This is a genomic window from Paraburkholderia sp. CNPSo 3281 (assembly GCF_024206515.1).
In the GTDB taxonomy this organism is placed as follows: Bacteria; Pseudomonadota; Gammaproteobacteria; order Burkholderiales; family Burkholderiaceae; genus Paraburkholderia; species Paraburkholderia nodosa.
On sequence record NZ_JAMBPS010000059.1, the window covers coordinates 1 to 14,821 of the forward strand.

The following is a 14,821-nucleotide window of genomic DNA, read 5'->3' on the forward strand; positions in this document are numbered from 1 at the left end:
TACGCAAGATCGTCAAGACGCGTGGGCACTTCCCCACGGACGAGGCCGCGACCAAACTGCTGTGGCTGGCCTTGCGCAATATCACGGCTGACTGGAGCCGTGCCGCACATGACTGGAAAGCCGCGATGAACCAGTTCGCGATCCTCTACGAGGATCGCTTCACCAGGAATCATTTGTAGAATGCAATTGATGACCTGCCAGACGGCAGGTTTTTATCTGCCTTGCACACAAAAATTCAGACACTTCCAGTCCGACCTCTACAACATCTTGCTTTGATGCCTTCGTGGGTTATAAAGATCTATCCGGAAACCATGTTCCGAGATGAAAACCGCACTGGTTGATCTTCAAAAGATCGGCAACTACTCGAAGTGTTCAACTTGTGAGGTATCTTCGATACAGCACTGTGGGTGAGCTCATTCCACTATGTCCGGCGCATCAATGCACGCTTTTCGGCCGGCTGACCCATATGGAATTTGCTAAGGAAGGTATCAGCTAAAACGGGAGTCCAAGATTCACGGCTCCAATCAACTTGTTTCGCGCCGCCCAAGCTGCAGTCCATCATGTAACTCGTTGCGTTCGTTGCTTGGTGAAGTAATCCACAACAGACAAATACCCCTCAGACGGCCCTAGCCGATTTGTTGCACTACGACAAAAACATTGAAGGGACATTGTGCAACCAAATCGTCGAACCTCAGTTCACTCTCAGCCGGATCGACGTCGGTGGCCATGCCCAGGCGCCCGCCATTGGACGGAATATGACACCGCGCCCGGTTCGCAGGGAGCGGGGCCACGTGAACGGCAAACGGCGATCTCCGCAAATGGAGGCCGCCGTCCGCGCCAAATCAGCGTGGCCTTGATGTGCTGCACCCTGAATCGTCCGTCAAGTGAGCGAACAACGTGTCCATGATCCAGTCCGGTATTGGGACGGAATATTCATGAAATCCGCGGATCAGGTGTTCCCTGAAGCCAGGCGTCGCCTCATAGTGTTTCTCGATATCGTAAAGCATCTGATATCGCTCCGGATGCTTCTTGTACAGCAATGCATCTTTCTCAAAGAAATGTGCACGTGCGGCGTGAGATTCCCTATCCAACGATCTTGGTTGGGCTGGATGGAATACGACGATATTGTGTCCGTATGGAACGGCCCCTTGATGCAGCATTCGCCAACCTATATCCGTATCCTCCCTGAAGTGCGGGTGATCGAACTGGAGGTCGAATCCTCCCAGATACTGGAATACCGCCGATTTTACGAACAGATTGGCAGTCATGAAGCCAATTCCTTCGAATCCGACATTGCTCACCGGGCGCCATTCTGGGTCGTCGAGATGGTCGGATTCGATTCGGCCTTCAATCCCGACTACGTCGGGCTCCGAGAAGTAGGGGCGGGCATTGAGGAGCCAGTCCTCCCTGGGTTGGCAATCGTCATCGACGAATGCAATGATCTCGCCCTGTGCCAGCATCGCTCCGGTATTGCGCGCGCGAACCGCGCCCTTTACGGGACTATGGTAGTAAGTCATCGGGTAGCCAAATGATTCGTCGGCGCTCAGCCAGCGTTCTGCCGACTGATCCACCACGATCACTTCGAAGTCGCGTTCGATTTGAGATTGCAGACATGCAATCAGAATTTTCAATTGATGATGACGCTCGTACGTCGGGATAACAACCGAAAATTTGGGACGAGGTTGGCCCGCCATTCGCTGACGTGACTCGATGAATACCCCAAGCTGGTTGGAAATGCGTTCCCAAGCGTAGCCGTCTTCGACACATCGCCTAGCTTCCCGAGCAAGACGTTCTCGCGTCAATTTGTTGTTGAGTCCATCAATTGCAACGCCAAACGACTCGACAACGGGCTCCGCAATAATCATGACCTTTCGCCCACCGGTTTCGATGCCCCGTGCGCCCACCGCAGTCGTGACGACCGGCAGGCTCGATGCCATGAAATCGAACATCTTGATATTTGTGCCGGAGCCCGAAAGCATCGGGTTTATTGCGATATCTGAGGCCGTGAGCCAAGCAAGCTTCTGGGCTTCGTTCAAAAAACCAGTGACGATGACATTTTTGCCAGTGCCTTCTATCGTTGTGCCGACGCCGCCGGCGATGACGAAAGTCACGTTCGGTTTGGCGGGAGCGAGCTCCTCCGCGATGAAGTGTCCGGCTTCGACATTTGGCCCGTAACTGCTGCCGATGAAGATTGCGACGAACGCGTCGTCGCCCAGTCCAAGTCGTCTCCTGGCCTCGTGCTTATCGAGCGAGCCTTCGCCGGAATAGGCCATGACGCCATTAGGAACGACTCGCATGCGAGCGGGCGAAAAGCCATATATTCGATTGAAACGGAGCAGATCTTCGTGAGAGCAGGCGAGAATCCAGTCTGCTCGCCGGCCCACGTCATATTCATCCTGCGCGACTTGTCGTAGCAGCTTGGCCTCCACCGGGTTCGACTCATCGAGGAGCTGCGCCCGCAGATAACCTTCTACGTTCTGCGAATCATAGATAACAATTTGGTTCGGGCGGATGTAGTCGCGAACAAGAGGGAAGATCCATGGATGCGAAAAGATCACCACGTCGGCATTTGCTATCTCCTGACGTGCCGTCGCAAGATAATCAGGAGAAAGTCGACCTTGGCTGCTGAATGCAACGTCGATTACAACCTTGCCATTTGCCTGTCCGCTCAGGGCTGCCGCAGCGGCGTGATGCTCGTTGGACAGGGGAACGTCGATCTCAAAAAGTCCCGGGCTCAGCGTGTGTGCCCGGTAAGGTTCACCTGGCCAGTCGTATGTGCCAACGTATCGGCACTCGATATTTTCGCCAAGATTGTGGTAGAGACCCAGCAAGCGTAGGCGCCCGCCACCGATGGGTGGGTCGATTGGCTGCATGTCGAGAACGATGACTCTAGATTTGTTCCTTGCGCGTTCCTGCGGCGGGGCGAAGCCGGCCGCCGCGAGTGCTGCGGCCGTTTTCTTCCACGACATCTTTTCGACCAGACGCATTCCGTTCAAGCCCATCTCGGCGGTTTGCTCGCGATTTTGATACATCCATTCAAGTGCTTTGCAAAGACTTTCTGAATTGGGTTGCGCAATCAGGCCCGTTTCTAGATTTCGCACGAAATATGTCGGCTCGCCAGAGTCCGTGCAGGTGACGACAGGCTTACCGCTCGCGAAAGCCTCGAGGGTGATGTAACCATAATCTTCGCGAACCGGCACAAACGGAACCGCGAGCGCACCAGCGTACAGTTCGACCAGTTGCTCATCGCTGATTCTGCCAAGGAACTTGATTCTGGGATCATTGCCGGCCAATTGCTTGAGATCGCTTTCGGCACTGCCCGTGCCAGCGATCAAAAACTTCAAATTCAACTTGGATTGGCGGATCGCTTTGATGATCAGGTCCACTCGTTTCCATGTGTGCAACCGCCCAGGAAGGAAGAAGTAGTCACTGGCTTCACCTCTTCGGAAGCCAGTGAATCCCAGCGGGGGGTGCAGCGGCTCGGCCTCGATTCCCCGCCACCGATACAAGCGCTTCGCTACCTCATGTCCAATTGCGAACCGTGCTTTCAGGCCGCCGATCGCCTCGTAATCGAGGTGATGTATGCGCGCACGCTGGACATAAGTCTCGTAAGTCGGGTGGGGTATCTCGGACGAAAACATGTCGTCGAAGACTCGTACTGTGTGTACCAGAAACAGCACATGTCGCGGGTGTCGTGCGGCATATGTTGGGACTTTTGTCGAGACCACCATGTCGTATTTCGACAGGTCGAGTTCCTTGCAATGCTGATAATTATTGATGATTTGATCAAAAGTCGACTCGTCAGCCCGGATTTCGATCAGATCGGCGTCGCAACCGAGGTCGCGGAATCCTTGGGCTACCCCGGTGTAAAATCGCTCCGCGCCGCCTTGCTCTCCGCTGGCGGAAACTGCTGCCAACACAGCAATCTTTTTCCCCCGGAGTTCGAACTCGATTTCATGTATCGAATCCTGGGCTTCGTAGTTACTGTTTTGCATTTTTATGCTCAAGTTCGGTTCTAATTCTGCGCAAGATTTCGTCGTTCGAAATTTCCGATTCCTGATTTTCAATCGATAGTCTGTGTCTAATTTCATCGATTTTCACCGCCTGTGCAGTGTTATGGAGCGAGGCGACAGGCACTTCTGCAGGCGGATTTTCAGACAACAGCTGTTCTGACCTAATTTGTTGTAGGCGAGCCAACAGACCGGGGATCGGAAGAATGCGCATGCCGAACCGCTTGAGCTTCGGTCGGCGAGCGACATAAAGAACGGCATGCCACATTGGATCGCGAAGAACCGCACGCATTCGCGGTATTCCGATGCTTCGGCTGACGGCACGCAATGGCGCAGTGATGCGCCATGAAGTGCTGCCGTAGATGGCCTCGACGTGTTGTACGCGGATAGCCTCCACTTGTTGTGCGCGGGATTCGGCCTGCTCGGCGCGATGAGCCGCAGCATACGCGCGTGACTCGGCCAGTTTTGCCTGGAATTCCAGTTCTGGTATACGCGATTCGGTCCGTTTCGCACGGGTTTCCGCTTCGCGCTTGCCCAATTCGGCCAGTTGTGCCCGAGATTCCGCTTCTCCTTCGCGCAACTCGGCCAGTTGTGCCCGAGATTCCGCTTCTCCTTCGCGCAACTCGGCCAGTTGTGCCCGAGATTCCGCTTCTCCTTCGCGCGACTCGGCTAGTTTTGCACGGGACTGTGCTTCTTGTTCGCGCAGTTCAGCCTGTTGTGCACGCGACTCGGCTAGCTGTGCGCGCGACTCGGCAAGTAGCGCGCGTGACTCTGCTAACTTCGCAGCGGACTCAACTGTAGCGATGCGCTGGTCGATTCGGCCGTCGTAACGAGCAGCAAGACTCTCCAGTGTTAGCCCATACTCTTGGGAAAAGCATGAATCGAGCAGGGCCAGCACATCATCCGCCGCTCGCTTTTGTGCGACGATTGCATAGTCTGGGCTCGCGCCGGAAAGTACATCCTGAAGAGAGATGTTTTTGGACGTCGCGAGTTCGGGCGACTCCTGCAAGCGAAGCGTCTTGGTGCGGGCGAATCGATAGTAGTCCGGCACGAAGGCCAGCAAATCCGGAGGGATGGGGCGTTGATGCGTTGGGTCCAGATAGAAATTGCGAGTTGCAACAACGATGTTTTCCGGATTGGGTGTTTCCATGATCAGCAAACCGCCGGGTTTGAGCACTCGCAAGGCTTCCCGTACGAGGGTCTGCAACTGATCAAAGGAAATATGCTCGACGACGTGGAAGGCGGAAACGACGACTTGGCTTTCGTCAGGAAGCCCGGACAGGTAGGCAAGGGCATCGCCGTGCTCGACGGTCAATCCCAATTCGTGGCACGCAGTGAGCATGCCCTGATCGAGATCGACGCCTACGGTCTGCACGCCAGCCTGATTCAAAATCTCGAGCCACTCACCACGACCGCATCCGAGATCAACGGCGCCCGCGTCAGGGTAAACCGATCGTAATGGGCGGATAAATGGAAGGTAGACTGAAAGTCGGCTTTTAATGAGTTCCCGCGAACCTCGGTAGCGTTCTTCAAAAGAGCGGTAGAACCCGTCGGGTCCTGAATTTTGACGATCATCCATGTAATTCTGAACTCTAAGAGTGTGGGTGTTCAGGCGTTGGGTTCGTCGAGGCCAGCTAGACGACTAAGCTGGTATGGTCGAACTTGAATCGTGTAGCATTTCATGTCGCGGCGCTTTAATTTCTTCCGAATTGGGTGACCTCGGTACGGTGCATTGGGTGACCTGTACGGTCGCCCCCGTGAAGTGCATGGATTTGAGGGCGTGGGCACCATTCGAGACGTGCAAGTACTGCGTCGGCAAGTTTCCGTCACAGCGTGGAATCCGCCGCATGTCGCTGCTTACGCTGGGGTCACGTGGGGCCGAAAATCTCGGATAGAGACACTTCACCGAGTAACCGATGGGCTGGGGTTTTATGCGCCACCAGGCGTTCGGTGACGAGGATGCCGTCGCCAGCGAAAGCCAAAGGACTCGCCAGCGATGGTCGCGCACCTTAAATTTTAACCCAGTTTGGAAGCAACTCATATGGCGTCAAGGGGCACCGAGCGTGACGGTCTAGTCAAATGCTCGCGTGATCAGCTTGCGATTGGTCTAGCTGGACACCTCCGGGCTAGGGCCACATCAGCACCGCGCATCTCGCTGCGCCCGGCGCCGCATTCATTACTTGTATCATGCGAATCTGTCGTTCGCCAGCATCGCCAGTCTGCACTGCTGTCTATGCGCCCGATCGTACGATAGTCTGTTTGCCGAATCCTTTCAGTCCGCGTTGAGCAGGCGGCTGTACCGGGCAATTCCACCGAGAATGATCTGGAGCCTAAGTGTTTCAATATTGCATTTGGTCAAGCGACGCGCGGCCAGTGCTGACCACAACCGGACGTCGAGTCTCGATCGCTGTTGCAGCAGTTCAAGAGTTTCGCTATTTAGTTCCTGTTCCAGTGCGAGCCGGAGATGCTTGGGCACTTTAGCTGTTTCATTCAGACGGCTCGAGGGCATGTCGATCTCAAGCCAATTTTTCAGTCGCTGGCCAAAGGATGGATTCTCGATGATGTCAGAATAGGAGAATCCATCAAGGCGTTCGAATGCGTGTGCAAGCAGGTTGTCATCCATTCGACCATCGATGAATTGATCGGCAGGGATGCCGCTACCTGGCCAAAGCAGCATCCGAACGGTCATGTTGTCGGTTTGGCACGCGATGCGTGTATCCGATAGAAATTCCTTCAGGCTCAAGCGCGATAGCCTTACGAACTCTGCCCATTGTCCCCATCCCGTAAGGTCTTCGTCTCTTTGGCATCGCCAGAACACCCAAAGTGACAGCACACGGACAAGCGGCTCCCGCAAGAAGGTTATGTATTGGGCGTCAGGATAGCGAGTTTTTAGAGTATGGTGCGAGAAGTGGCCCATGACCAGATTCGCATTGGCTGGCATGTCGGCTGGTTCCTGATAGACCACATTCGTTCGTTCGCTGATGCTTGAGTAACCGTTGAATGCACCGAACAGCGTGCGGTCGAAGCCCCTGACATCTACGGCGGGTTTGAGCGATGCGGAGATGTCATGCATGACTGACGTTCCCGCTGTCTTCGGGATATGCATCATTGCGAGCATTTTCCGAGAGTCGCGAGCAGCGCCGCTGAATTCATGTTTCGCCAATGGTCTTGGTTTGAAGATGGAAGCAATGAAGTTGCAGCTGGCTTTCATGTTTTTTTCTGAAGATTGGAGTGGAGTGTTTCGGATATACAAGTTGCTGATTAATTTTCCGTCGGACCAGTGACGTTACATGTATTGGATGATGATTGCGATGGAATACATTTTGCCGAAAGGAGCTGTGTGGTTACGGAATCCAATTTATGCTTGAGGTTTGAGGCGTGGTGCCCGAGAATTATTTTTTGTAGTGTGGATGCAGTTGAAAGTCTGTGCGAATATCGGGTTTCTGTGATAAATCATTCAGAAGTTTAAATTTTCGAGCACTCTATTCGCCTTTAATGGCAAAAGCCGATATGCTGGCGTAGGCCACGCAATCTCCTTCGAGAGTCATTTCTAGTGCAACAGCCCACGAACTCATGCTGGAACAATGCAGGCGGGGAGCGCACGTAACTATAATCGGTGATCTGCTGCACGAGTTGATCCATGCTGGCGGTTTGCGCCCAGCGCGATGTGGGAGTTAGCCGCAAGGTCACAGACCGCAGCGCTTTGTCGCCTAGTCCTCACGAGTCTCCGATAACGCATTGTTTCGCAAAACTCGAAACTTTGTGGTCGGCCACGATAGCGCGTGCACCGGAGACCGGTGTGTTGGAGTGCAACGTCTGCTAACGTTTCCGAATCCATTCCTCGTTGCCCTATGCAAAGTTCCTCCAATTTATCTGGAGATATTTTAGTTGTCGCAGCCTTCCAAGGTAACGTCAACGTGATAAATCGCAACAAGGTGATCCTACGCAATGCCGGTGATGCATTGCGCATTGAGGGCAATGCAAAAAAGGTGGAATGTACTGGGGCGCCGAAGTTGGCGCCAGATTGTTGCAATTTGTGTAATAAACAGAAAGGCGGATTGCTTGAATCGCCAAAATTCGTCAAAATAACTGCTTTTTCGGCCCTCTTTTGAGTTGGCGCGCCCAGCGCCAAGTTGCGCGAACTGACGATAATGATTCCCGTATCGAGCGGAGACCACTTCGAAGTATCCACATCGGTGGTCGTATTCCGGCCCGACCGGGCACTGCTGGCGCGCACGCTGACGAGCCTCGCTGAGGCCGGTGCCGCGCTGAGGCGCTCGGGCAATGAAGGAACAATCCATCTTTACCTAATCAACAACGGCGGCTTACCGGACATGGCCGAAAGTCTCGCCGCGCTTTCACGTGCCGGCGTCAGCCACACGCTGATCGACGGCCACGGCAACGTGGGTTACGGGCGTGGCCACAACCTCGCCCTTGCGCAGCCACTGGGCCGCTTTCACCTGGTTCTGAATCCCGATATCGACATGCATCCGGATGCGCTGGCGCAAGCTGTTGAATTCTTGGATGCGCACCCGGAAGTGGGACTGCTAACGCCCGCCATCTTCGACGACGCAGGCGAACTGCAGTACCTCTGCCGTCAATATCCGACGCTGATTGACCTGCTCGCGCGCGGCTTCTTGCCGACGTCGATGCGGCGCCTGCTTGCGCGCCGCCTTGCGCGCTACGAAATGCGCAACCAGATCAACGTGCGTGACATGCTCTGGGATCCGCCGATCGTGAGCGGATGCTTCATGCTGTTCAGATCCGACGTGCTAAAAAGGCTCTCGGGATTCGACCCTCGTTACTTCCTGTACTTCGAGGACTATGATTTGAGCCTGCGAGCGCATGATGTCACGCGCGTCGTGTATGTGCCGGCGGTGCGCGTGCTCCATCACGGAGGCGGAGCATCGCGGAAGGGTGCGGCGCACATTCGCATGTTCGCTGCGTCGGCTTTCAGGTTCTTCAACCGTTTCGGATGGAAGTGGCTTTGAGCAACATCCTGGTTACCGGTGCGAATGGCTTTGTCGGCCGCTCGGCGTGCCGGGTCATGGCGGCTAACGGACACGACGTGACGGCGCTCGTACGACGCGCGGGCACGTCCGCCGGCGCTACGCGCGAGTGGTGCCATGCCGAGGCCGATTTTGCCGGGCTGGCCGAGGCATGGCCGCGCGATCTAATTCCCGATTGCGTTGTGCATCTTGCGGCGCGCGTGCATGTGATGAACGACACGGCGGCAGATCCCCTTGCGGCCTTTCGTGCCACCAACGTCGAAGGTGCAATGAGGGTGGCTCGTGCGGCCTGCGAACGTGGCGCGCGGCGGATGGTATTCGTGAGCAGCGTGAAGGCGGCGGCCGAGTTCGATAGCGGCGTGCCGCTCACTGAGTCCATGCAGGCGACCCCTGATGATGCCTATGGGCGTTCGAAGCTGCTGGCGGAGGAGGCGCTCTGGCAATATGGCGCACAGAGCGGTCTCGAAATCGTGATCGTGCGTCCGCCACTCGTGTATGGACCGGACGTCGGCGCAAACTTCCTGCAGATGATGAACGCGTTGTGGCGGCGTCTGCCGCTGCCTCTCGGCGCAGTGGACGCGTCTCGCAGTATCGTCTACGTGGAAAACCTCGCGGATTCGCTCATGCGTTGTGCCACTGATGCACGCGCAGCGAACGCGTGCTTTTATGTTCGAGATGGTGAGGACCTGTCGGTGGCCGGGCTGCTGCGCGCATTGGGTCACCATCTGGAACGCCCGGCGCGTCTTTTCCCAGTTCCGGTTTCCCTGTTGCGCGCGGGCGGCGCGCTCATTGGGCGTTCAGCTGAATTAGGGCGCCTTACGCAGAGCCTCAGAGTCGATGACTCGCGTATTCGCGAGACGCTCGGCTGGAAGGGCCCATTTACACTGGACGAAGGACTGACTGCGACGGCGCGCTGGTATTGCGCCACGCATTAAATTTTAGGAGAACTCTGAAGCCGATGTTGCTGGCATCGATATCGATACCTCTGTGTGCTGCCGCGGTCGCAGTGATTTGCGCAGCGCTTTGTGCGGCGGTGTTGGGCGCGCTGCTCAAGAGCGGGCTCGCGTGGCGTCTTGCTACGGATGTGCCGAACGAGCGTTCTTTGCACGAGCGGCCGACGCCGCGCGTGGGCGGTTGGGGCATGATTCCCGTGGCGGTCGCCGCTATCCTGCTACTTGCACCCTCGCTGTGGCTGATGGTCCTTGGCGCAGTTTTCCTTGCCGCAGTTTCGCAGATTGACGATCGCCGCGGCTTGCCTGCGCGCGTGCGCTTTGCGGCGCATTTCGTGGCCGTACTGGCGTTGATCGTCGTATATCCCGCCTCAATCCCTTGGTGGTTCCTTGCGGGTTTGGCGTTTTTGATGTTGTGGCTGATCAATCTCTACAATTTCATGGACGGTTCGGACGGCCTCGCCGGCGGCATGGCGCTGTTTGGATTCGGTGCGTACGCAGTCGCGGCGCTTTTCGGGCCAATACCAATGCGTGAGCTGGCTTGGGCTGGTGCCGCCGTCGCTGGTACAGCATGCGGTTTTCTGCTTTTCAACTTCCATCCAGCAAAGATTTTTCTCGGCGACGCCGGTTCGATCCCCACAGGCTTTCTCGCCGGCGCGATGGGCTACTGGGGCTGGCGTGCTGGAGCGTGGCCGATTTGGTTCCCGGCGCTCGTGTTCTCCCCCTTTATTGCCGACGCTTCAGTGACCTTGATCCGGCGACTGCTGCGTGGCGAAAAATTTTGGCAAGCACACCGCGAACACTACTATCAACGCATGATTCGCCTTGGGACCGGTCATGCTGCAACGGCACTGGTGTGGTATTTGGTAATGTTTGCCGGCATAATAGTTGCTTTCTGGGCCTTGAGTCTCTCTACGGCCCTGCAATGGGGGATCGTTGCGGGTTGGGCTGTCGCTCTTCTTCTGATGGGTGCGGCAATTGACGTGCGCTGGCGCAGTTTCCAGTCCCTTACCAGACAATCCTGAGGTCTACGCTGATGCTGCGCAATAAAGCCTCTTGGCTCTCATTCAGCGCCTTTCTGTTCGATGTCGGCACGGTAGCCGCAGCATGGCTGGCGGCGTATATCTTACGCTTCAACGCGTCCGTCCCGACCGAATTCTGGCATGGTGCCGTGAACAACTTGGCTTGGGTGTTGCCGGTCTACGCCATCATGTTCCGCATATTCGGCCTGTATCGCGGTATGTGGGTCTTCGCGAGCCTGCCCGATCTGATGCGCATCTCGAAGGCGATCATGTCGGGGACCCTGATCGTGATGGTCGGCTCAGTCATGTTGCAGCCATCGCCGACCATTCCGCGCTCGGTGCTGATCGTCTCACCGCTTCTCTTGTTTTTCGTCATGGGCGGTGCGCGCGCGCTCTATCGAGCGGCGAAAGAGTCTTACCTCTATGGCGGCCTCGTAGCGCAAGGCAAGCCCGTCGTCGTAGTGGGAGCGGGCGGGGCCGGCGCAAGTCTCGCGCGAGAATTATCGCGTTCGGCGGAGTGGCGTCTAGTGGGCCTGCTTGACGACGATCCGGCCAAGCAAGGGCGCGAGATTTACGGCTACAAAGTGCTGGGCCCGATAAGCGAGATTGCGCGCTGGGGCGAGACGTTGCGCAGCGAATTCGCCATCATCGCCATTCCCTCTGCATCGGCCGAGGTGCAGCGGCAAGTTGCGTCGCAATGCCTACGCGCGGGTGTGAAGGCGCTGATGTTGCCGGCGCTGACGGAACTGTTGCCAGGCCAGGGTTTCCTCTCGCAGGTGCGGAACATCGACCTTGAAGACCTGCTTGGTCGCGACGCCGTCAACATCGATACGCCGCACGTCGAGGCTCTTCTGAGCGGCCGGGTGGTCATGGTCACAGGGGCGGGCGGATCGATCGGCTCGGAGCTATGCCGCCAGATTCTGCGCTTCGCGCCCGCGCAACTCGTTGCGCTCGATTTGTCCGAATACGCGATGTATCGGCTGACGGAGGAAATCCGCGAGCGTTTCCCTGATCTTTCTGTGGTGCCGGTCATCGGCGATGCGAAGGATGCGTTGTTGCTCGACCAGGTCATGTCGCGGTACACGCCTCACATCGTGTTCCACGCCGCAGCGTACAAGCACGTTCCGCTGATGGAGGAGCTCAACGCGTGGCAGGCGATACGTAATAACGTGCTAGGTACGTATCGTGTCGCGCGTGCGGCAATTAAGCATCAAGTGCGGCATTTCGTCCTTATTTCGACAGACAAGGCTGTCAATCCGACAAATGTAATGGGTGCAAGCAAGCGCCTGGCGGAAATGACGTGCCAAGCCCTCCAGCAGACGAGCGAGCGCACGCAGTTCGAGACGGTGCGTTTCGGCAATGTGCTGGGCAGCGCGGGCAGCGTGATTCCTAAGTTCCAGCAGCAGATCGCGAAGGGCGGCCCGGTCACGGTTACGCATCCAGAAATCACGCGCTTCTTCATGACGATTCCCGAGGCTTCGCAGCTCGTGCTCCAGGCATCGAGCATGGGTCGCGGCGGCGAGATATTCATTCTCGATATGGGCAAGCCGGTTAGGATTGTCGACCTCGCGCGTGATCTGATTCGCTTGTACGGCTTCAGCGAAGAGCACATTCGCATTGCTTTCACGGGGTTGCGCCCAGGCGAGAAGCTGTACGAAGAATTGCTTGCCGACGATGAAACGACGACGCGCACGCCGCATCCGAAGCTCCGTATCGCGCGTGCTCGAGAGGTGTCGGAGAATCTGCTGGACGAATTGCTGCCTTGGCTCATGCAGCATCGTGTACCAAGCGATGATGAGGTACGCCGTGATTTGCGCCGTTGGGTCCCAGAATACCAGCCATCGAGTGCGCCGAATCTGCAAAGTGTGGGAGCGACACCGTCTCGAGCCACCGGCTGAGGACATTGGCGAAACGGCGGCGGTGTTGCGGGCGGCTTAGCTATTTCGCGGGAAGTTTTGCCGACTCAATCGACTTCTATCGGCACGGTCGAAGTCGAGCCCGCGGACGCGCAACAGATAGTCAACAATGCGGTCGACGCAATGTTCGACCGCATTGCTCTTCTTGCGTTGCGCGAGATCCTGTCGAACAGGTGCATGATGAGCTGATCCAATGCTCGTGAATTATGGAATCTCACCACAACGAGTGCGTCGAGATAGCGCCCTGGGGTGACGCTGTTCTCAGAACTCAAGCGGCGTATCGGCAGAAACTTCGACGAACGACCTTTCGCTCAGAATGCGCCGTGTATTATCGAGCCGCCCGAGCGCACGGAAAATCTTCGACGCGTCACCGTGTGGCGGCGCGTATTTACAAAGAAGGTTTTCTCACCGGCACGGCAGCCATTTCGCCCGAGCTCGATGTGGCTCGGGCTGAAGCGAGCGAGCGCGACGTAGTCGGTATTGGTGATGAAAGACGCACGTCGGCTGTCTCGTACGCGTTAGTGCCTGCTACGTGCGCTCACCCAAAGCAGCGCACAAGTCACCACATCGCGTCGCGCAACGGCGCCTTCGAGCCGCTCAAACAGCTGGGCTGTCGTTGCGTCGATCTCTATATTGCCTCGAAGGGCACCAACCCAGAGGGGAATTTACACGCCTTCGTGCCGATTGGACAACCTCCTGTGGGACAAGTGCGTCGGCCACTACGACGAGGCCGCGCGCCAAGATTGCGGCCTTGTGCGCCGGCAGCGATGCCGGCATGTCCGATTCGACCGCAGCGCTTGATGCGCCGACAATCATCGTCCTGTCCGGCGAGGTCCACATGGAAATATGACGACTCGGCGGGGGAGTCGATACCGCGGCAATCGGCGAATTTAGACCTTGCTAGTCATGCGGCCTCAAGACCCTCAAGCAAGGTCAGTGGGGCGTATCGTGCCTTCGTGCTGTTACGCGCGACCACGTGCTAACATACTGTCTCAAGCGTGCGCATAGCCATGCCGCAGCTATTCGGCTCATCGATCTTTCTTGGCATGAGAGCATGCGTCTTGTCATTGACTTATAGGCTGCTTAAGGGGCAGGCAGCTCCGTGGTATGACGTTATTCCCGTGTACTCGCGCCTGCCGTCGCGCTTGAGGCACGTGGCCACGAAGTCATGATCACGCTCTCGGGCGCGTTCATGGGCACGATGGAAGAGTTGGTCTCCGAATTCCCTGCGATCCCCTGCCGCAAGAGAATTTGCGCGTGTGGAATCCAGCCGCGCGGTACCGCACCGACTTTCCACGAAGAATCGTATTGCGAGATGCTGCGTGATGCAAATATTACCGTCCGGTTCTCACAGGTTGTCGCCAACGGGTCGACTCTGCTCGCGAACGATCAACCGGAACGACGCGACCTGCCGCTGCCGATCGGCGTGGCGCATCGGGGCACCGATTTCCGGGAGCGGAATCGCGACGAGGTCTTGGCCGTTGAGCCGCAGGTAGCGCTTGCCGATCGAGACGCGCCGGTGCAGCGAAGCGGAGCTGCAGGCGCTCTAGAACGCGAGCACGGGTCACGAGACATCTTCGCCGCGCCTAGTCGGCTTGCGGATCGCCGAGGCGCTGAAGGTAGGCGTGCCGTTATTAGCGCGCGATTTGCCCGTTTTTCAGGCGATTGGAGGCGAGCACCCTCGCTACTTCGCTGCGATTGATCCGCAAAGCTGCTTGCTTATGCGATTCGCTACTAGGCATTGAATGAATTCGTGCTTTCGTCCGCTATTGCCCGAGTCATCGACTTCGGCGAGTCGCAGTCGGAGTCGGTGTGACGTCATCGGTGCGGATATGCGGCGCGAGACATTGGGGCTGGTTGGCGCACAAGCCGGTGATCAGACTTCGCGCGCAGGTGAGGGCGCCGGCGAAACTC

General features: G+C 57.0%; 9 protein-coding genes and 1 pseudogene. 7 read left to right on the top strand and 3 right to left on the bottom strand.

The window, feature by feature from the left end; translation table 11 throughout:
• Positions 1-179 (top strand): annotated as a pseudogene (locus M3I56_RS34135) (IS256 family transposase); the annotation flags it as partial.
• A gap of 663 nt (positions 180-842) precedes the next feature.
• On the opposite strand, the gene M3I56_RS34140 reads toward M3I56_RS34135, so the two are convergent.
• The 3 genes from M3I56_RS34140 to M3I56_RS34150 form a co-directional block, all read right to left on the bottom strand.
• Positions 843-3,995: a glycosyltransferase gene (locus M3I56_RS34140; protein ID WP_254357751.1), complete on the bottom strand. Its 3,153-nt coding sequence runs from the start codon at positions 3,993-3,995 to the stop codon at positions 843-845.
• Positions 3,982-5,589: a bifunctional 2-polyprenyl-6-hydroxyphenol methylase/3-demethylubiquinol 3-O-methyltransferase UbiG gene (locus M3I56_RS34145; protein ID WP_254357752.1), complete on the bottom strand. Its 1,608-nt coding sequence runs from the start codon at positions 5,587-5,589 to the stop codon at positions 3,982-3,984. Before M3I56_RS34145 ends, M3I56_RS34140 begins: the two co-directional genes overlap by 14 nt.
• 693 nt (positions 5,590-6,282) lie before the next feature.
• Entirely contained in the window at positions 6,283-7,221 is a 939-nt protein-coding gene (locus tag M3I56_RS34150) for a sulfotransferase family 2 domain-containing protein (protein WP_254357753.1), read from the bottom strand.
• A gap of 640 nt (positions 7,222-7,861) precedes the next feature.
• Here M3I56_RS34150 and M3I56_RS34155 point away from each other — a divergent pair.
• The 6 genes from M3I56_RS34155 (at position 7,862) to M3I56_RS34180 (ending at position 14,609) form a co-directional block, all read left to right on the top strand.
• Positions 7,862-8,122 carry a hypothetical protein gene (locus tag M3I56_RS34155; protein WP_254357754.1) on the top strand — a complete coding sequence of 87 codons (261 nt, stop codon included), beginning with the start codon at positions 7,862-7,864 and terminating at the stop codon, positions 8,120-8,122.
• 21 nt (positions 8,123-8,143) lie between these two features.
• Positions 8,144-9,001: a glycosyltransferase gene (locus M3I56_RS34160; RefSeq protein WP_375541840.1), complete on the top strand. Its 858-nt coding sequence runs from the start codon at positions 8,144-8,146 to the stop codon at positions 8,999-9,001.
• Positions 8,998-9,954, top strand: coding sequence for an NAD-dependent epimerase/dehydratase family protein (locus M3I56_RS34165; RefSeq protein WP_254357755.1), 957 nt, complete (start codon positions 8,998-9,000; stop codon positions 9,952-9,954). Before M3I56_RS34160 ends, M3I56_RS34165 begins: the two co-directional genes overlap by 4 nt.
• A 23-nt stretch (positions 9,955-9,977) precedes the next feature.
• Positions 9,978-10,994, top strand: coding sequence for a glycosyltransferase family 4 protein (locus M3I56_RS34170; protein WP_254357756.1), 1,017 nt, complete (start codon positions 9,978-9,980; stop codon positions 10,992-10,994).
• Between the two features lie 11 nt (positions 10,995-11,005).
• Positions 11,006-12,889: a nucleoside-diphosphate sugar epimerase/dehydratase gene (locus M3I56_RS34175; RefSeq protein ID WP_254357757.1), complete on the top strand. Its 1,884-nt coding sequence runs from the start codon at positions 11,006-11,008 to the stop codon at positions 12,887-12,889.
• Positions 12,890-14,075: 1,186 nt separating this feature from the next.
• A complete protein-coding gene (locus M3I56_RS34180) occupies positions 14,076-14,609 on the top strand; it encodes a hypothetical protein (protein WP_254357758.1) in 534 nt (177 codons plus the stop codon).
• Positions 14,610-14,821: the final 212 nt, after the last annotated feature.

Coding starts and splice junctions, on each gene's coding strand:
- M3I56_RS34175 (WP_254357757.1), top strand. CDS start 11,006: ATGCTGCGCAATAAAGCCTCTTGGCTCTCATTCAGCGCCTTTCTGTTC.
- M3I56_RS34170 (WP_254357756.1), top strand. CDS start 9,978: ATGTTGCTGGCATCGATATCGATACCTCTGTGTGCTGCCGCGGTCGCA.
- M3I56_RS34180 (WP_254357758.1), top strand. CDS start 14,076: ATGATCACGCTCTCGGGCGCGTTCATGGGCACGATGGAAGAGTTGGTC.
- M3I56_RS34145 (WP_254357752.1), bottom strand. CDS start 5,589: ATGGATGATCGTCAAAATTCAGGACCCGACGGGTTCTACCGCTCTTTT.
- M3I56_RS34155 (WP_254357754.1), top strand. CDS start 7,862: ATGCAAAGTTCCTCCAATTTATCTGGAGATATTTTAGTTGTCGCAGCC.
- M3I56_RS34150 (WP_254357753.1), bottom strand. CDS start 7,221: ATGAAAGCCAGCTGCAACTTCATTGCTTCCATCTTCAAACCAAGACCA.
- M3I56_RS34140 (WP_254357751.1), bottom strand. CDS start 3,995: ATGCAAAACAGTAACTACGAAGCCCAGGATTCGATACATGAAATCGAG.